This window comes from Falsirhodobacter halotolerans (assembly GCF_022899245.1).
In the GTDB taxonomy this organism is placed as follows: domain Bacteria; phylum Pseudomonadota; class Alphaproteobacteria; order Rhodobacterales; family Rhodobacteraceae; genus Falsirhodobacter; species Falsirhodobacter halotolerans.
On record NZ_JALJAZ010000001.1, the window covers coordinates 1,793,302 to 1,810,375 of the forward strand.

Consider the following 17,074-nt stretch of genomic DNA (forward strand, 5'->3'; position numbering starts at 1 on the left):
ATGACGAATACGGATACCGATGACGGCCGGACACTTGAAACCCTCCTACGCCATGGGCTGACCACACCGGACGCCACGGCGATCATCTGCGGGTCGCAGACCCTCAGCTGGGGCCAACTACGATGGCAGGTGCTGGAGACCGCGGGTGCCATCGCCGCGACCGGCGGCGGGCCCGACCGACGCGTCGCCCTTTTGGGCAGCGCCGATGCCGGGCTGGTGGCCGCATATCTGGCCGTCGTGGCGGCGGGCGCGTGTGCCGTTCCGCTGCCGGTCTCGGCCCATCCCGACGCGCTGACGACCATGCTGCAGGACTGCGAGCCGGACCTGATCTTCGTGCAGGACGGATATCAGTCTTTGCTGACGGACGGCCATCCGGGCGAGGTCGTGGTGATCGGCCCCAACGGCATCCCGACAGCATTCACAAACCGGGGCAAACCGCTGCAGGACGCGGTGGTGCCCACCGGCGATGCGCCCTTCAACATCATCTACAGCTCGGGGACGACCGGCAAGGCGAAGGGGATCGTGCATTCCCATACCATGCGCTGGCGGCAGGCCGCGCGGGCGCTGTTCGGCATGGACGCTGGCAGCACCCTCCTCCTGGCGACCCCGCTTTATTCCAACACGACGTTGATGCCGATGCTGGCGGCGCTGTTCCACGGATCCCGCGTCATCCTGATGCCCAAGTTCGACGCCGAAGGTTATCTGGACCTGGCCGAGCGTGAGGGCGTGACCCACACCATGCTGGTGCCCGTCCAGTATCGGCGCATCCTGGCGGTGCCCGGTTTCGCCTCGCGCGATCTGTCCAGCTTCAAGCTCAAGCAGAGCACTGGCGCGCCCCTGCCCGCCGCCGACAAGCGCGAGATTCTGGACAAGTGGCCGGGTCGCTTCCTCGAGGTCTATGGCCTGACCGAAGGAGGCTGCACCTGCATCCTCGATCTGTCGGCCTTTCCCGAAAAGGCCCACACCGTCGGCCGCCCCGCCGCGGGCAATGAGATCCGCGTCATCGACGAGGAGGGGCGCGATCAGCCCCCCGGCCAGCGGGGCGAGATTATCGGCCGTGCGGTGACGATGATGTCAGGTTATTTCCGCAACGAAGAGGCGAACCGCGCGATCTATTGGACGGATGCCGACGGCACGGTCTATCATCGCACCGGAGATATCGGGATGTTCGACGATGACGGCTTCCTGGTGCTGCTGGATCGCAAGAAGGACATGATCATCTCGGGCGGGTTCAACATCTACGCTTCGGACCTTGAGGAGAAGCTGCTGGGGCATCCCGATATCGCCGAAGCTGCCGTGATCGGCATCCCGAGCGCGGCCTGGGGGGAAACGCCTCTGGGTCTGGTCGTGGGTCGCAAGGGAGCACGGCTGGACCCGCAGCAAGTGCTGAAATGGACGAACAGTCAAGTCGGGCGAATGCAGCGCCTGTCGGCGATCGAGATCCGCGAGGATTTGCCGCGCAACAACGCCGGCAAACTTCTCAAACAGGATTTGCGCAAGCCATATTGGACCGCCGATTCACGCGCCGACGCTCCCCCCGCCTGAGCATCGGCATTCGTGCCTGCACGCCAACGCCGGGCCACCGCGGGCCGGCGTTGCCACGATCAGGGGTGGCGATACCCCCTTGGCGTAAGGCCTGGTGCGGCCCACCGATGGCTCCTGCCCCAAGGTCGGCTATCCGAAGGTCAGGCCGTTCTCGCGTCACCGTCGTGATCCGGCTGGTCGCAACTACGGGGGGCAAAGCGCCCCCCCTTTTACGCCTATTGGTCGTCCGCCTCCCCGGTCGGACGGACAGGCACCTGTCCAAGCGAGATCAGCGTCATCACCACGTCATTGTCCTGGTTCGTGACCGTGACCTTCGTGCGCACGACGCCGAATTCGGGCCGTTTCTGGTGTGGCTCGGTGGAGATGACCTCCCGCGTCACCTTCAGGCGATCTCCGGGCCTTACGGGCCGCCGCCAACGCAACTCGTCAATACCCATTCCAACCATCGGGGTCTTGCCGTATCCTCCCGCCTCAACGAATACCCGCATCGAAAGGGCGGCGATCTGCCAGCCGCTGGCGATCACTCCGCCAAATCGCCCGGCCGACGCCGCCTCGGGGTCGGTATGCATCGGCTGGGGGTCGTTTTCCCGCGCATAGCGAATGATGTCGTCCTGGCTCAACTCGATTTCCCGGCTTTCCCAGGTTTCGCCGATGGTGAAGTCCTCAAAAAATCGCCGCACGCCTTTTCCTTTTCGTTGATGATCCGGGCCGTCCCGGCCCGTGGGTTGCGGGGCGGCACAGGTCGATCCCGCGCCGCCGCCATAGGCTTCTGTGACACTACATGCCGCGCCACCGGAGTCGGCAACATCCTCCAGGCCACCCATTTCGCTTGGTGAAACGCCCACCGCGATTGGTTGAGATGACCCGCCCTGCGGACGAAGAAGGTGCACTTCAACACGCGAAGAACCTGAACAGATAAACCGACAGGGATGTCATGAGCACGAAAACACGACGCGCCCGAGTGCGCGAGATGATCGACGGAATTGACGGGGCGCGGGTCGATGCGCTCATGCAGGGCGCGGTGGATTTGCATGTCCATTCCGGCCCGTCGATCATGGCACGACAAGTGGACCACTTTCAGGCGGTCGAACAGGCCGCCGCAGCCGGCATGAAGGGCATCCTGTTCAAGGATCACCATTATTCCGTCTCGCCCATCATTCCCATCATGGAACGGATGATGGGGGATCTGGGCGTGTCGATGTTCGGCGGCCTGGTCCTGAACAACTCCACCGGCGGGTTCAACCCTGCCGTGGTAGACTCAATCCTCAAGCACGGTGCCAAAATCATCTGGATGCCGACGGCCCATTCGGCCAATCACATCCGAACCAATTTCCGCAAGTCGCGGCTGGCCGCCACCGTGCAGCTGCGCGCACCAAAGCTGCTGACGGTTCTGGATGAAGACGGAAACATCAAGGATTCCGTGAAGGAGATTCTGGACAGCATCGCGCAGTTCGACGCGATTCTTTCCTCGGGGCACCTGCATGTGTGGGAAATCTGGAAGCTGTTCGAAGAAGCCAAGGCGCGCGGTGTCAAACGGCTCATCGTCAATCACCCGATGTATGGGTTGCACTTCACCCATGACGACATCCGCGAGATCGCGCAGACCTACGGTGCGCTGATCGAACAGTCGGCCTGCCTGTATATCGACAGCCGCTTCAACGTTTTCGAGCCCGAGGATCTGGCCGCCGACATCCGTGCCGCCGGGGTCGAGCACAGCTCGATCGGGTCGGATCTGGGACAGGTGGACAACCCGTCCCCGGTTGAGGGAATGCGGCAGGCTATTGCGCTTTGTCTCGCCCTCGGCTTCACGGATGACGAGGTGCGTCAGCTGGTGCGGGACAACCCGTCGCGGCTGGTGGACATTCCACTGACATAACATTCGAGGGGGGAGGGATTGAAGAGGCAGCGGGAGGAGAACATGGAAAGAACGAACGACAATAGCCGCGCGTCCGACGATACGGACATCGGTGAATCCAGCCTGCGCACGCTGAGCGGGCCCGGAAAATGGCTGGTGCGCATCGCAACGGTGACCATCCTTGCTCTGGCGGTCAACCAGACATTCAACCTGCAGCTTCTGGTCGGCTATACGCTGGTGGATCTGCGGTTCTATTACGCAATTCTGGCCCTTTCCCTCGGGATCGCGTTCCTTATCTTTCCGGCATCCGGGGGGACCGGTGGCACACGCACCCCGTGGTATGACTGGCTCTTTGCCTCGGGCGCACTTGTCGTCTGCGCATATTTCTTTGCCAACGCGATGAACATAAGTTTGCGCGGCTGGGAAATGGCCCCCCCTGAAACTGCGGTGTGGTTCTCCTACGCGCTTTGGATCCTGGTTCTTGAGGCCGGGCGACGTGCGGGCGGGCTGCCATTGGCGATCATCGTCGGCCTGATGTCGCTTTATCCGCTCTATACCGAATATCTTCCTTCGGCGATCTCGGGCTTCCCCTCGCCCCCGTCCTATACCGCCGCCTATCACGCGATGGGTTCGGAAAGCATTCTGGGGATTCCCCTGCGGACCTTCGCAAGCCTGATCATCGGTTTCATTGTCTTCGGGGCCGCCTTGCAGCAAACGGGGGCAGGCGCATTCTTCATGAACCTCTCCTTCGCCCTTCTCGGGAAGGTGCGCGGGGGGCCGGCGAAGGTGGCGATCTTCTCCTCCGGCCTCATGGGGTCGATGAGCGGAAGTGTCATCACCAACGTGCTCACCACCGGAGTCATGACCATTCCCGCCATGCGCCGCGTGGGCATCCGCGGCACATTTGCCGCCGGGGTCGAAACCTGTGCCTCCACCGGCGGGACGTTGATGCCGCCGGTGATGGGGGCCACGGCCTTCGTCATGGCCAGCTTCATGAACGTGCCCTACGGCACCGTTGCCTTGGCGGCGATCATCCCATCGGCGCTCTATTTCTTCGGCCTGTTCGTGCAGATCGACGCCATGGCCGCGCGTGAGAACATCAAGGGCCTGCCGGCCGAAGAACTGCCCTCCGTCCGGGAAACCTTCAAGGAGGGCTGGTATTACATCTTCGTCTTCGCCCTGCTGATCTTCATGCTGCTGGTGATGCGGCGCGAGGCGCTGGCCCCTTACTACGCGACGCCGCTGCTGATCGTCCTGAACCAACTTCTGTCGAAGAAACATCGGTGGGGTTGGAAGGAAGTGGGCGCATTCATCGACAGCCTGGGCTCGCTCTTCGCCAATCTGGTCGCGATCCTGGCGGCCGTGGGCATGATCGTCGGGGCGCTGTCCATGACGGGGGTTGCCGCAACGCTGGTCAACGACCTTTTGCGCATCGCGGATGGCTCGGCGATCTTCCTGCTGGTGATGGGCGCGCTGACCGGCCTGATCCTTGGCGTCGGCATGACCTCGACGGCGGCCTACATCTTCCTTGCGATCCTGCTGGCACCGGCGCTGATCGAGGTGGGGCTGAATCCCATGGCCGTGCACATGTTCATCTTCTATTGGGGGATGCTGTCCTTCATCACTCCCCCTGTGGCGTTGGGCGCTTTCGCAGCCGCTTCGATCGCACGCACGCCGCCGATGCAGACCGGATTTGAGGCAATGCGCATCGGTTCGGTGATCTACTTCATCCCCTTCTTCTTCGCGTTCCAACCCGCGCTGGTGCTCGAGGGGACCGTGTCCCAGATCATCATCTCCACAACGCTCGCATTTGCCGGGACGGCGCTGTTCGCCTGTGCGGTGCAAGGGTATGTGCCGATCGTGGGCGGGCTTTTCCTTCGTCGCGCCTATGCCTTCCCGCTGCGTTTCCTGTTGTTCTCCGCAGCCATTCTGATTGCCCTTCCGGCCAGCATCGTGCCGGGTTGGAGCGATCTGGACCTGGTCGGCCTGGCCCTGCTGATCGCAATTCCGATCCTTGCCTTCGCCTTCTGGCAGAACCGCCGTCCGACCCCGGTTCAACAGTCCTGAACGACCAATGGCCGGCGCATGATTACAGCGCCGACCCAGACCGGACACCTGCCCCGGCCCGACGCGGAAACGCGTCGGGCCTTTTCGTTGGGGGGATCCCCCGCGCCCGGATCCATACATGTCCTGCCGGTGGGCCCACCACCGACATAAAAAAACCCCGCCTGCCGATACGGCAAGCGGGGCCTTCGCACCCTGCAACGCAGGGTCCGACGGGGCCGTAATGTCAGTTGCCAGCTTCGGCCAAGGCTTTTTCACGCGCGGCGGGCCATTCTTCCGAACGGGCATCCTCGGGAATTGCGTCCCAAGCCGCGCTCAGGATGTCATGTCGTGCGATCAGGGCCTGATTGTGCGCCTCGGCCTCATCGCTCCACAACCCGGCCTCTTTCCAGTAACGCACCGCGCCGGGATGATAGGGCACGACCCATTCGAAGTCTTGAAGATCGCCCGCAAACCCGCGCAGACCACTTTCGGCGTCGGCATAGGCGTCGAACTGTTCCTGTAACGCTTTCGTCGCGTTATAGACGACGTCCTCGTCCTTGTCGGCATAGGTCACGATCACCGGATAGGGAAAGCCTGCACATTCCACGGGATGATCTTCGGACAGGCCGGGACCGACCGTCGCCTTGCGCGGCGAGAATTGCGGTTTCTCCTCGCGCAGCCGGTCCCAACCTGCCGTATCGGCTTCGGGCAGGTCCAGCCAGGAAAGCCCCACGGGGGACGCCGCCGCTTGGGTGGCAAAGGTCGTGGTCGTCAGCGAGGTGATCGCATCGACCTGCCCGTTCAGAAAGGCGTCCCACGACGCGCCGAAGCTGGCAACCTCCACCTTTTTCACATCGTCCCAAGTCAGCCCGCCAAAGGCGAGAAAGGCGGCGACATTGGCCTGAAGTGCGGGCGAACTGACCACCCAGCCCACGCGCTTGCCCCGCAGGTCCGCAGCCGTGCTGACCACGGTATCGCCCTGCAAGGCCAGGGTGAAGCAGTTGGAGGAATTGGCGCCCGCCAGAAGGGCGATGTTCTGCGGTCCCATCTCGGGTTCGGCGAACGCCTCGGTCCCCTCGAAGGCATTGTAGGCTTCGGACCCGATGAGGGCGAAATCGACGCGCCCCTGCCGGATCGGCAGCAGTCGTGCGACGTCGGACGTCGCGGGCAGCACGCGCAGGCTGACGCCATAGCCGTCGCTGATCGCCTTGCCCAACGCAACCGCCTGCGCATAGCCGGAAGACCCGACGTCATAGGTCGTCATTGCGAGCCGCGCGGGAAGCTGCGCATCCTGCGCAGTCGCGGGCAGTGCGCTGCCCGCAAGCAGGCTGGCGACGGCAAGCTTGGTATACATGGTCATAGCTCCTCCATATTGTCGGGTCGCACATGCGGTTGACCCCTTCGCCCCTCGGCAGGTCCCGGTGCGACCTCTCCTCGACCCTGGTTCTGCCCTGTGGTCATCGTGGCGGCAACTTGGATTGCAGGGCTCGGCTCCTCAATATCGGCCCCGTGAGCATTTCGCTTGGCGGAATACAATGAAGCCCACCTTGCGCGTCGTCGGTCCTGACGTGGATGGTCGCCGTAAATCAGGAGGGCGGGCACGGATGGGCATCTGGCGGCCCCGCATCGGACAGGAGGATCCATGCATCACGCTTCACCCCATTTCAGGCAACGCTTCCTTGCGGGCGATAAGATGGTCGGCACCTTCCTGAAGATCGCCCATACCATGCCGACCGAAATCATTGGAACGCTCGGCTATGATTTCGTCGTCATCGACGAAGAGCATGGCGCGCTCAACCGCGAAAGCATCGATCTCATGCTGCTTGCCTGCCGGGCCTACGGCATCGGCGGCCTTGTCCGGGTTCCATCGAGTGAGCCTGCGGCGATTCAGGCCGTGCTGGATTGTGGCGGCGACGGCGTGCTGGTGCCTCATGTCGACAGTGCCGAGACGGCGCGCCGTATCGTTGCCGCCGCGCGTTACCGGACGGGCGCGCGCGGATATTCCTCCACCACCCGCGCGGGCGATTTCGGCGGCCGCACCATTGCCGCCCATCTGGACGAGCAGGACGCCCGCGCCACCGTCCTTGCCATGATCGAGGATCCTTCGGCACTGGAGGTGTTGGATGATATCCTGGCGGTCGACGGGCTGGACGGCGTGTTCATCGGGCGGGGGGATCTGACCGTCGCCTACGGCCAGGACAAGGCCGGGTCCGCCCCCGTCACCGCCGCGACCGAGGCGATCTGCGCGGCCGCCCGCAGCGCGGGCAAGGGCATCTGCGTGATGGCAGCAGGCCCCGAGGATGCTGCCGCGATGGCGGGGCTGGGCGCGACCGGTTTCATCGTCTCGTCCGACCAGACGCTTTTGCGCAAGGCCGCGGCGGCAAGCCTGGCCGAAACTCGCAAGGCATTCGACATCAGCTCCTGAGAGGCTTTCATGTACGACAAATCCGACCCGCGGGCGCAGCTTGCCCCCGCCCCGAAAGGCCCCGCCAAAGTTCTGACCGGTCTGGTGGCCGAAGAGCAGCTTGCGACCTTCTACGACACGCCGCCGCAGATCGACGATGCCGAGGGCAGGACGTGGTTCATACGCGGCCACAATTTCGTGGTCGCTTATTCCGAATTGAACCCGGGCGGCAGCCTGACCCGTCAAGACCAGATCGACGAATATGTCGCGCTGATGCCCGACGCTCCTTCGATCCTTGTCGCAGGGGAAGACAGGGCCGAACTGGCGGGCGGTCATATCGCCTTCCTGCCTCCCGGAGCCAGCAGCGTCACTCTGCCCGAAGGCGGGGTTCTGGTCCGGCTTTTCACCGCCCGGTCCAGGGACATGGTCGAGAACTGTGCCAATGCCGCGGCCTATGAAAAGCCCCGGACCCATATCCCCGAATTCGCCCCCTGGCCCGCACCGCCCGAGGGGTTGAGGCTGCGCAGCTATTCATTGGACGTGCCGCCCGAAAAGGGCCGTTTCGGACGCATCTTCCGCTGCACGACCTTCATGGTGAACATGCTGGACGCGCGTGAAGGGCCGCGCGCGCCGTCCTCGGTCTCGCCTCATCATCACGACGATTTCGAGCAGTGCTCGCTTCTGCTGGAAGGCGCCTACGACCATCACCTGCGCTGGCCGTGGACGACTGACATGGCCGACTGGCGCGCGGACAAGGCGATCGAGGTTACGGGCCCGTCGGTGCTGGTGATCCCGCCCCCGGTCATCCACACCAGTCGCGCCAAGGGTGAGGGACTTAACCGCCTGGTGGACATCTTCTGCCCCCCGCGCGAGGATTTCAACGCCAAGCCGGGCTGGGTGCTGAACGCCGCCGATTATCCCGCCTGACAAATGGGCGGGCCCCTGCCCCGCGTGGCGGGCCCGCCCCCGAATTCAAAGTGACGTGCCCTTGCTGACGCGACACTTGCCATTAGCGGACAATCCCGGCCCCCACCGCCGGTCTCGCGCCTGCGGCACTCGCTCAGTCAAACGCACGTGCCACCACGACGCCCATCGCCGCCCGGTTGGCTGGCGCGTCCACGACGCATCTGCGCACCGATCAGCCGTAAAAGCGCATCATTCACGCCCCCACGGCAAACGAAGCAGGTCGTTCCGGTGAACTCGTCAGATCCTGGCCCCAGCCCGGATGCTCCCCATCCCGCGCGTCAAATGCCCTCCGTTCCGTCATTTCTGGCGGTCTTTCGACACTGGGCCGATCACGCGTGAACGCCGAAGATCGTTCCGACTGCGGCCGTGATCGCCATGGCCGCGGCCCCCCAGAAGATGACGCGCGCCGCTGCGGGCCGTTTCGGCGCACCGCCCGCATGGGCCCCAAGCGTCCCAAGGACGCCCAAGCTGACAAGTGTCACGGGAATGACCACGCCGAAGATCATGGTGGGCGGCGCAAGCCAGGCGGCCATCAGCGGAACCGCCGCCGCGACGGAAAACGTCACGCCGGACGTGAACGCCGCCTGAAGCGGATTGGCCGAATTGATCTCGGACAGCCCGAGTTCCTCGCGAACATGCGCCCCAAGGGCGTCCTTTTCCGTCAGTTCACGGGCCACCAGCGCGGCGGTGGCGTGGGACAGGCCGCGCGCTTCGAAGATCGCGGCAAGCTCGGCCTCCTCGGCGATCGGTGTGGTCGCAAGAGCGTGGCGTTCGCGCGCGATGTCGGCCTTTTCCGTGTCGGACTGCGAACTGACCGACACATACTCTCCGGCGGCCATCGACATCGCCCCGGCGGCAAGGCCCGCCGCGCCGGCAATCAGGACGGCCGTATGCCCCGGATCAGACGCCGCGACGCCGACGATCAGCGACGACACCGAAACGATACCGTCATTCGCCCCCAGAACCGCCGCCCGCAGCCAGCCCGAGCGGTTGATGTAATGCACTTCCTCATGGGCGGGTTCGGGGGTCATCCTCTCAACCCTTCGGGCGGATCATGCGCATCAAAAGCCCGTCGCGCAGAATGAACTGGTGTGCGAGGGCGGCCGCCGCATGAAGACCTGCGACGATAAGCAAGGTATTGGCAAGAACGGCGTGCAAATCGCCGGTCGCCCCGATCCGGCCGAACCAGGTGACCGCGCCGAAGACCGGAACCGCCAGCATCAGCGCGTAAAGGGCGCGGTGAACCCAGACCGCCATGGATTGCAGGATCCCGCTGCCGCCGGGCTCGGGTGCGCCCTGGCCCAGACGAACGATCATCCGCAGCACGATCAGCGCAAGGACAGCCATGCCGACCCACACATGGATGGCGGGCTGGAAACCCGTGTCAGAGCCCGGAGTCGACCTCATCATCGCATCGAAGGCCCGCCCCATTCCGTCGCTGTAGATGTAGTTGAACACGACGAGGGCGGCGATGGCCCAGTGAATCGCGATCTGCGTGCGGGTGTATCCGCTGCGATGGGTCATGACGTTCCTCCCAAGGGTGACTGAAGCATGGATGTCATGCGCGGCTTACAGGAAACTGACAGTCGCCGGCACATTCCGGTTCTGCGGGGACGATGTCACACCGGATGTCCCCGCCGCGCAATTGAAAGCTTCACCGCAGGACGTAATCGACCTGCGATCCGTCATCCGCGGTGAAGCGGACATGGACAAGTTTGCTTCCCGCATACCAGACGTCACGATCCAGACCGCCGCGCACCGCGTAATGCGTGGCCTGAACCTGGCCCGATCCGGTCATGACGTTTTCCGCGCCCAGATTACGAACGGAGATCTGATCGGTGCTGCCGTCGATGGTGTTGAGAACGGAAGAGGCGTGAACGAGGTCGGCGTTCCAAAGGCTTGCGGGGACAAGCGCCGTGGCACCCACCTTGATGTCATGCGGGGTGCCATTGTCATCCGTTTTCGAATTGAGGGCGGCCAGCCGCCCTCCGCGCCACGTCTCGGTGCTGGTCTGGTTGAAACGGTAGGCGCTGATGCCGATGACCGGCAGCTTCACCGACACGTGGGTTGCAATATCCACGGTCAGGTCATTGCCCGACCCATGAAAGGTGGCAACATAGTCGCCGATATCACGGCCGTTGCGGATGACGTCGAAGGCCAATTGGCCGGATGCCGGGACGCTGGCCGCCGGGGCCGCCATTGCGGCAGGGGCCAAGGCCAATGCGGTCAGAAGCGTAAGAACGCGGGTCATATGCTGTGCCATGTCAAAGTGTTCCCATGCCGATGAAAAGATTGCGATTGGTGTCTGCGATGGCGCGTCGGCCATGCATGACGCGCGTATTGTCCAGAATGGCGATATCGCCGTCCTGCCAGTTGATCTCGTGGGTCACGCCTTCGGCGATGGCGCGGATCTCCTCGATTTCGGTCGATGTCACTTCGGTCCCGTCCGCGAAGGTGTAGCGGGGCGGCTGATAGTTGTGCGACGGGCCAAGGACCGCGTTGGCAAAGCCCCGCGTATCGCCGCCGAAGACCGAGGTTCGCACCGGGTCCAGCACGATCCGGTAGGTCAGCGAGCCATCGGCGTGCAGGTCGAAATCCTGATCCGGGATCGCGGCCTTGAATTGCAGCACATGATCCATCGTCACCTGCGCCGGGTCCGAGATGGCGGGATGTTCATTGGCAAGATACCGTTTCCAGATCGCTTCGGGAAGAATACGCTCCACCGTCATGCGCTGCGACCAGCGGGCCTGCCGCGCGTCGTCGAACCGGTCCCACACCGCCCGACCGTCGCAGATCGTGGTCTGCGACCCCTCGAACGCGGCCGTCTGGGCGAAGAAGGTGACGATATCGGGGCATCGGGGGGTGTTGCCGTTCTCGATATGCAGGCCGATGGGGCCGTGGCCCGCCTCCACCATCTGCGTCGTGCCGGTGGTATGGTTGCGCGCCGGGTCGAAGGTGACGCGCTGGCACAGCATGGTCACCACGCCCGAGAAATCGGCCATGTCGGGATCGAACCCGCGCAGCAGGGTCCAGCCGTCGCGGACAAGATCGTCGCGAATGGCGGCAAGCAGGCCGGGATCGGTCAGGCCACCCGGATGGTCGCGATGGCGCAGGATGTTGTAGGTCATGATACCCTCGTCTTTCAGGAAGGACTGTGGTTGCGGGCGGCGGCGATGACCGCCGGATCGCGGACAAGGCGGATCAGCGCGCGGTCGATCAGGGCGGGCCGCAGGCGTTGCAGGGCCACGAACAGCCGCTCACGCGAGGCGGGCATCTGTTCGCGCCGCCGCGCGGCGATGGCGCGCCATGCATGGGCGGCCACCGTCTCCGTGCTGTCGAGCGTCATGGCCATCGGGCCGATCAGCGCATCGAACCCTTGCGCCGCATCCGTGCGCGTGGCGCGCGGCGCAAGATAGGTGACGGCAATCCCGCGGGGGGCCAGTTCCCGCCGCAACGCGTCCGAATAGCCGCGAAGCGCGAATTTCGACGCGGAATAGAGCGTGAAGTAGGGGAACGCGATGTCGCCGAACACCGAGCCGACATTGACGACCTGACCCCGGCTGACCTCCAATGCGCCCAGAAGATCGCGGGTCAACGCCATCGGCGCGGCGACGTTCAGCGCCAGCGTCGCGGCAATGGTGGCATCGTCGCCGGTCTCCGCCATGCCCGACGGCACGACACCCGCATTGTTGACAAGGATGTCGAGGCCCGTGTCGGCCACCACCCGCGCGATCGTGGCGCGCCCGTCGGATGTGGTCACATCGGCGGGCAGGACAAGCGCATCCCGCAGCCCCTTCGCCGTGTCGGCCAGCGCGTCGGCCCGGCGACCGACCAAAAGGAGGCGGTGGCCATGGCGGTCGGCCTCGATCGCAAGTGCGCGGCCGATGCCGGAGCCAGCCCCGGTGATCAGAACGGTGCGCGCGGTCATGCCGTCACCGCCAGCGCCGGAAGCGGAACCGTCCGTGCGCCGGGCGTCTGCGCGATGCGCGCCGCGACCTGACGGTCGGCCAGCCCCGAGGAGCGGATAAGCCCCGCATGGCGCGGATCGGCAAAGACCAGCGCTTCGGGCCGGGCATATTCCGGCAGATCGGCCAGCCGCGCCGCAAGGGACAGCGTGTCGGGGGTGGCCGCGGCGGCCAGCACCAGAAGCAACCTGTCATCCGGCGTCAGGATCAGGGCCGCCGCCGGAATGGCAGGATCGGCCAGGGCGGCCGCCTCGACCCATTCGGGCGCGATATTGCGCCCCGACGCGCGCAGGATCATCCCGTCCCGCCGCCCCAGCACCGTCAGCCGTCCCTCGGTCAGCCGCCCCATGTCGCCGGTCCGCCACGGCCCCGAATGGGGCGCGGCCCCCAGATAGCCTGCCATGACGTTCGGCCCATCCACCACGATCTCTCCATCCTCAAGCCACAGGTCCACGCCGGTCACCGGCACCATTCCCGTGCCATGCGCGGGGGTGATCGCGACGACCGATGATGCTTCCGAAAGGCCGTATCCCTCGGCCACGGGCAGGCCGAGGGTACGCGCCTCGCCCAGCAGTTCCGGCGCGACGGGCGCGCCGCCCACCGCGATATACCGCAGGCTGTCCGGCGCCCGGCCCCCCTGACGCAGCGCCGCGACCCACAGGGTCAGTTGGCGGGGGGCCAGAACCGTCACGGTCGGGCGGGATGCGTCGGCAAATCGCGCAAGCGGCGCGCCGTTGCCGCTGAACAGGCAGGACTGGCCTTCCGCCGCGATCACGGTTTCCGCACCTGCCAGCACCGGCACGAAGATGCCGCAGATCTGTTCCAGCAATTGCGCTTGTGGCAGCACCGAAAGATAGCGGTCGTCCGCCACGGCACCGATGGCGGCAGCCAGCGCCTGCGTCTGCGCGGTCAACTGGCGATCCCCAAGCACCACCCCCTTGGGCCGTCCCGTGGTGCCCGAGGTGTAGATGATCCGCTCTGACCCGCCGGAATAGGTCAGCGCCAGCGCCTGATCGGAGCGGGGCAGCCGGTCGATCAGCGTGGCCCCGGAATCGGCCAGCAGATGCGCGATCTGCCCGTCCGAGAAGAACGCCGGCACCGGAACGACGCGGCATCCCGCCAAGGTCGCGGCCAGATCGGCGATGACATAGTCGATGCCGCTCAGATGCAGGCCGACCGTTCGGGGGCCGGCGGCGAAGGCCTTCGCGGCGTGGGTGATCGCGTCCGCCAGGCCCCCCCAGCTGATGCGGCGGTCGGCATGGCGGAATGCGGTCGCATCGGCCCGTGTGCGGGCATGGCGGGACAGGGCGTCAAAGATGGGGTGCATGGGGGGGCACCTTGTGCGAAATGCGGGACGAGCGAGGCATGAAGCGGAGCGGATCGCCCCGTTCCTGAAGGGCGCAGACCCACGGGTCCGTGTCATAGTAGCGGCCCCACGCGGCAGCGTCGGGCAGGCATTCGCGCCGTGCAGGGGCCAGTGTCAGCAGCGGCACGCCGGTGCGCCGCAAAAGCGCGGCCAGCGGGGTGGTGGCGGTGAACAGGCACCAGGACTTGGCGCGACGGCGGGCTTCGGCGGCGATTTCCTCGATCAGCGGCAGGGTGGCGATGGCCCGTGGACAGGCCATGGACACGACCTCCAGAATATCGTCGTTCCGCACCGGTTCGGCCGCGGTTTGCGACAGGATGTCGGCCACGGGGCGGTCGAGATAGGCTTGCGAGAAAAACCCGCTTTCCGCCCCCCGGATGCCCGCCGCCCCGAGGATCACCCCCGAGGGCGATCGGGCAACCGCCAGATCGACGGCGGGGACCGTAATCGTGGCCTGATAGACGTGGTGGAAATGGGCCCGTATCATCCCGGCCGCGTCCGGCCAGCCGTTATCGGATGGCGGCAGGATGTCCAGCCGCAGGGTATGGTCCGGGGAATGGCGCAGTGCTTGCATGAAAGGGCCCTTCGCATGGTTCATGCCCCCGCTCTAAAGCCCCCCACTTGCAGCAACCTTACAGACAGCCCCGATCCGGTCACGAAAGCGCGACCGGGTGAATCCCGTTGATCTGCCCCCCAAGGCCAGTCATGTTCGCGACGACGGGGGGAATTGAATGCGCATATTGCTGATTGAGGATGAGGACGACATCGCCCACGCGCTGGTTCGTTTCCTGCGCGCGCAAGGCCACGCGGTCGATCACGCGCCCGATCTTGACGGCGCCCGCGCGGCGCTGGACGTGGCGGTGTTCGACACGATCCTGCTCGATCTCGCGCTGCCCGACGGATCGGGGTTGACGCTTCTGCGCGATCTGCGGCGGGGCGGAAACCGCGTGCCGGTCATCATCGCCACCGCGCATGACCAGATATCCGAACGGATCGCGGGATTGGATGCGGGCGCGGATGATTACGTCGTCAAACCCTACGATCTGGCCGAGATCGAGGCCCGTCTTCGCGCCCATGCCCGCCGCGCCTCGGGGGATCCGGCCCCCGAAAGCCGTCTGGGTGCGCTGCGGATCGACCGCGCGGGCGCCCGCCTTTTCAGGGGCGATGCCGAGATCCGGCTCACATCGCGCGAATGGGCCCTGTTCGACGCCCTGCTGTCGTCACGGGGACGCGTGCTGTCGAAACAGGTGCTTGAACAGCGGCTTTACGCGTTCGACGACGCGATCGAGGGGAACGCGGTCGAAGTCTATGTCTCGCGCCTGCGGGGCAAGCTGGGTGCGGACGCGATCGAGACGCGGCGCGGGCTGGGATACCTCATCCCGTGACGCGGCCTTGGTCCTTGCGACAAAGGCTGGTGCACCGGGTCGTTCTGGGTGCCTGCGCGGCGTGGTTGACGGGGGTGGGGCTGGCGGCCTTCGTCATATCGCACGAGATGTCCGAACTGATGGATGACAGTCTGGCCGGATCGGCCCGTCTCGCCCTCGCATTGTATGAGGGGGCGGACAATCTTGGGGTTCTGGCGCTGGAGGACAGCGCGATTCGGATCATCGATGCGGGCACCACGATCACCGACGCCCCCTGGCCCCCTGTGCCGGCCGATGGCGGACAGGACATCCCCGGATGGCGGGTCTTTCGGCTGAGCGATCCCGCCGACAATCTTGTCGTCGAAGTGGGCCACACGAACATGTGGCGCCGGGACGAACTGCGCGAGAGCCTGACGTGGTTGATCGTCCTGATGCTGCCCGTGCTGCTGGCGGCCCCGATCGCGATACGGGGAACGGTGGGATCGGCGCTTCGGCCCGCCACCCGCTTTGCCGAGGATTTGCGCCAACGGTCCGCGCAGGACCTCTCTGCGGTGACGGCCCCCGACCTTCCGACCGAACTGGCCTCGCTTCCCACCGCGCTGAATGCCTATCTGGACGTGATCCGGGCCCGGATCGACGCGGAACGGCGGTTCGCCAACAATGCCGCGCATGAATTGCGAACACCACTGGCCGCCGCCTCGGCGCAGGCGCAGCTGATGGCCGCGGGACTGGCGGACTCGGATGCGGCCACCCGGCTTGCGGCAGCGTGCGGACGGATGGGGCGTCTGGTCGAGCGTCTTTTGGAACTGTCGCGGGCCGAAGCCGGAATGATCAGCGCCGGAACCTGCGATCTGGTGCAGGTGACGCGGGTGGTGATCGCGGAGGCTGGCATTCCGGTCGTGTTCGAAGACGACGAGATGGAACAGATGCCCGTCGCGGTCGATCCCGACGCGATGGCGATGATCCTGCGAAATCTTCTGGCCAACGCCAAGGCCCATGGCACAGGGAACATTCGGGTGATGCTGGCACCGGGGCCCGAGTTGCGAATTTCGAACTCGGTCGGGCCGGACGCCCAATTCCGCCACGCCATCTTCGACAAATCCGCCATGTCGCAAGGAACGGGATTGGGCCTCGCGATCGTGGCGCAACTTGCCCAGGCGCAACGTATCGACATGGATTACGCCATGGCCGCCGGCCAAGCCACGGTGGTTCTAAGGTTTCAGCCCATTCACGTGTCGGAAAGCCGAACCTCCTGACACTCTATGCTCGCCAAAGCAGCATGAGCCTTGTGGATTGTGCGGCAAGGCGGCCGGCTTGAAGAAAGCACGAAGCGGGCGATCGCCCCCAATGCGCCATCGGACACCACGTCCCAAGCGCGCTTTCGCCTGACCAAAACCTGCCCCCCCCGCCTCGGGTGACCAGAAGCGGCAGGCGGGGCAACACGCATCCGGCCATGGCGGGCCGATCCCCAAGGGGTACACCGCCTTCTCACGCCCCATGGCGACCATCGTCTTGTCATCCTTCGCCAAAAAGCGGAATGAGCCCGCGCTCTGTAAGGCGCGT

The 17,074-nt window shown here is 65.3% G+C and carries 16 protein-coding genes; 7 read left to right on the plus strand and 9 right to left on the minus strand.

The features are described 5' to 3' along the window. Positions 1-1,545: a class I adenylate-forming enzyme family protein gene (locus MU449_RS09390; protein WP_244737769.1), complete on the plus strand. Its 1,545-nt coding sequence runs from the start codon at positions 1-3 to the stop codon at positions 1,543-1,545. Between the two features lie 215 nt (positions 1,546-1,760). Here MU449_RS09390 and MU449_RS09395 read toward each other — a convergent pair whose 3' ends face one another. Further along, the gene (locus tag MU449_RS09395) at positions 1,761-2,369 is read right to left on the minus strand and encodes a MaoC family dehydratase (RefSeq protein WP_244737770.1); all 609 of its coding nucleotides are present in this window, start codon (positions 2,367-2,369) and stop codon (positions 1,761-1,763) included. A 110-nt stretch (positions 2,370-2,479) separates the two neighbouring features. Here MU449_RS09395 and MU449_RS09400 point away from each other — a divergent pair, with 110 nt between their 5' ends. Beyond that, positions 2,480-3,421, plus strand: a complete 942-nt coding sequence (locus MU449_RS09400) for a DUF6282 family protein (RefSeq protein WP_244737771.1) — start codon at positions 2,480-2,482, stop codon at positions 3,419-3,421. Positions 3,422-3,463: 42 nt separating this feature from the next. Continuing rightward, the gene (locus MU449_RS09405; RefSeq protein ID WP_244737772.1) at positions 3,464-5,467 is read left to right on the plus strand and encodes a TRAP transporter permease; all 2,004 of its coding nucleotides are present in this window, start codon (positions 3,464-3,466) and stop codon (positions 5,465-5,467) included. A gap of 223 nt (positions 5,468-5,690) precedes the next feature. On the opposite strand, the gene MU449_RS09410 is transcribed toward MU449_RS09405, so the two are convergent. Beyond that, positions 5,691-6,800 carry a TAXI family TRAP transporter solute-binding subunit gene (locus MU449_RS09410; protein WP_244737773.1) on the minus strand — a complete coding sequence of 370 codons (1,110 nt, stop codon included), beginning with the start codon at positions 6,798-6,800 and terminating at the stop codon, positions 5,691-5,693. 339 nt (positions 6,801-7,139) lie between these two features. On the opposite strand from MU449_RS09410, the gene MU449_RS09415 reads away from it, so the two are divergent. Both MU449_RS09415 and MU449_RS09420 read left to right on the plus strand, forming a co-directional pair. Next, positions 7,140-7,871: an HpcH/HpaI aldolase family protein gene (locus tag MU449_RS09415; RefSeq protein WP_244737774.1), complete on the plus strand. Its 732-nt coding sequence runs from the start codon at positions 7,140-7,142 to the stop codon at positions 7,869-7,871. 9 nt (positions 7,872-7,880) lie between these two features. Next, on the plus strand, positions 7,881-8,777 hold the full coding sequence (locus MU449_RS09420) for a cupin domain-containing protein (RefSeq protein ID WP_244737775.1): 897 nt from the start codon (positions 7,881-7,883) through the stop codon (positions 8,775-8,777). Between the two features lie 368 nt (positions 8,778-9,145). Here MU449_RS09420 and MU449_RS09425 read toward each other — a convergent pair whose 3' ends face one another. The 7 genes from MU449_RS09425 to MU449_RS09455 all read right to left on the minus strand — a co-directional run bounded on the left by MU449_RS09425 (position 9,146) and on the right by MU449_RS09455 (position 14,721). Beyond that, positions 9,146-9,847, minus strand: a complete 702-nt coding sequence (locus tag MU449_RS09425) for a VIT1/CCC1 transporter family protein (RefSeq protein ID WP_244737776.1) — start codon at positions 9,845-9,847, stop codon at positions 9,146-9,148. Positions 9,848-9,851: 4 nt separating this feature from the next. Continuing rightward, complete coding sequence (locus MU449_RS09430; protein ID WP_244737777.1) at positions 9,852-10,340, minus strand: cytochrome b; 489 nt, start codon at positions 10,338-10,340, stop codon at positions 9,852-9,854. 130 nt (positions 10,341-10,470) lie between these two features. After that, positions 10,471-11,067, minus strand: a complete 597-nt coding sequence (locus tag MU449_RS09435) for a DUF6134 family protein (RefSeq protein ID WP_244737778.1) — start codon at positions 11,065-11,067, stop codon at positions 10,471-10,473. Positions 11,068-11,080: 13 nt separating this feature from the next. Next, a complete protein-coding gene (locus tag MU449_RS09440; protein WP_244737779.1) occupies positions 11,081-11,944 on the minus strand; it encodes a TauD/TfdA family dioxygenase in 864 nt (287 codons plus the stop codon). A gap of 14 nt (positions 11,945-11,958) precedes the next feature. After that, positions 11,959-12,744 carry an SDR family NAD(P)-dependent oxidoreductase gene (locus tag MU449_RS09445; protein ID WP_244737780.1) on the minus strand — a complete coding sequence of 262 codons (786 nt, stop codon included), beginning with the start codon at positions 12,742-12,744 and terminating at the stop codon, positions 11,959-11,961. Beyond that, positions 12,741-14,108, minus strand: coding sequence for a class I adenylate-forming enzyme family protein (locus tag MU449_RS09450; protein ID WP_244737781.1), 1,368 nt, complete (start codon positions 14,106-14,108; stop codon positions 12,741-12,743). Before MU449_RS09450 ends, MU449_RS09445 begins: the two co-directional genes overlap by 4 nt. Next, positions 14,092-14,721, minus strand: coding sequence for a thermostable hemolysin (locus tag MU449_RS09455; RefSeq protein ID WP_244737782.1), 630 nt, complete (start codon positions 14,719-14,721; stop codon positions 14,092-14,094). The genes MU449_RS09450 and MU449_RS09455 overlap by 17 nt, the downstream gene beginning before the upstream one ends. Positions 14,722-14,878: 157 nt before the next feature. Between MU449_RS09455 and MU449_RS09460 the strand changes: the two genes are divergently transcribed. Together MU449_RS09460 and MU449_RS09465 are read left to right on the plus strand one after the other, a co-directional pair. Beyond that, positions 14,879-15,532 (plus strand): response regulator transcription factor, encoded by a 654-nt coding sequence (locus tag MU449_RS09460; RefSeq protein ID WP_244737783.1) that lies wholly within the window; start codon positions 14,879-14,881, stop codon positions 15,530-15,532. A gap of 29 nt (positions 15,533-15,561) precedes the next feature. Continuing rightward, positions 15,562-16,767 (plus strand): sensor histidine kinase, encoded by a 1,206-nt coding sequence (locus MU449_RS09465; protein WP_244737784.1) that lies wholly within the window; start codon positions 15,562-15,564, stop codon positions 16,765-16,767. The last annotated feature ends 307 nt before the right edge of the window (positions 16,768-17,074 follow it).

What these genes read in the sequence shown, in the direction of transcription:
- MU449_RS09455 (WP_244737782.1), bottom strand. Translation starts at nt 14,721, where the DNA reads ATGCAAGCACTGCGCCATTCCCCGGACCATACCCTGCGGCTGGACATC.
- MU449_RS09425 (WP_244737776.1), bottom strand. Translation starts at nt 9,847, where the DNA reads ATGACCCCCGAACCCGCCCATGAGGAAGTGCATTACATCAACCGCTCG.
- MU449_RS09410 (WP_244737773.1), bottom strand. Translation starts at nt 6,800, where the DNA reads ATGTATACCAAGCTTGCCGTCGCCAGCCTGCTTGCGGGCAGCGCACTG.
- MU449_RS09400 (WP_244737771.1), top strand. Translation starts at nt 2,480, where the DNA reads ATGAGCACGAAAACACGACGCGCCCGAGTGCGCGAGATGATCGACGGA.
- MU449_RS09440 (WP_244737779.1), bottom strand. Translation starts at nt 11,944, where the DNA reads ATGACCTACAACATCCTGCGCCATCGCGACCATCCGGGTGGCCTGACC.
- MU449_RS09405 (WP_244737772.1), top strand. Translation starts at nt 3,464, where the DNA reads ATGGAAAGAACGAACGACAATAGCCGCGCGTCCGACGATACGGACATC.
- MU449_RS09420 (WP_244737775.1), top strand. Translation starts at nt 7,881, where the DNA reads ATGTACGACAAATCCGACCCGCGGGCGCAGCTTGCCCCCGCCCCGAAA.
- MU449_RS09450 (WP_244737781.1), bottom strand. Translation starts at nt 14,108, where the DNA reads ATGCACCCCATCTTTGACGCCCTGTCCCGCCATGCCCGCACACGGGCC.
- MU449_RS09435 (WP_244737778.1), bottom strand. Translation starts at nt 11,067, where the DNA reads ATGACCCGCGTTCTTACGCTTCTGACCGCATTGGCCTTGGCCCCTGCC.
- MU449_RS09445 (WP_244737780.1), bottom strand. Translation starts at nt 12,744, where the DNA reads ATGACCGCGCGCACCGTTCTGATCACCGGGGCTGGCTCCGGCATCGGC.
- MU449_RS09430 (WP_244737777.1), bottom strand. Translation starts at nt 10,340, where the DNA reads ATGACCCATCGCAGCGGATACACCCGCACGCAGATCGCGATTCACTGG.
- MU449_RS09395 (WP_244737770.1), bottom strand. Translation starts at nt 2,369, where the DNA reads ATGGGTGGCCTGGAGGATGTTGCCGACTCCGGTGGCGCGGCATGTAGT.
- MU449_RS09460 (WP_244737783.1), top strand. Translation starts at nt 14,879, where the DNA reads ATGCGCATATTGCTGATTGAGGATGAGGACGACATCGCCCACGCGCTG.
- MU449_RS09415 (WP_244737774.1), top strand. Translation starts at nt 7,140, where the DNA reads ATGGTCGGCACCTTCCTGAAGATCGCCCATACCATGCCGACCGAAATC.
- MU449_RS09390 (WP_244737769.1), top strand. Translation starts at nt 1, where the DNA reads ATGACGAATACGGATACCGATGACGGCCGGACACTTGAAACCCTCCTA.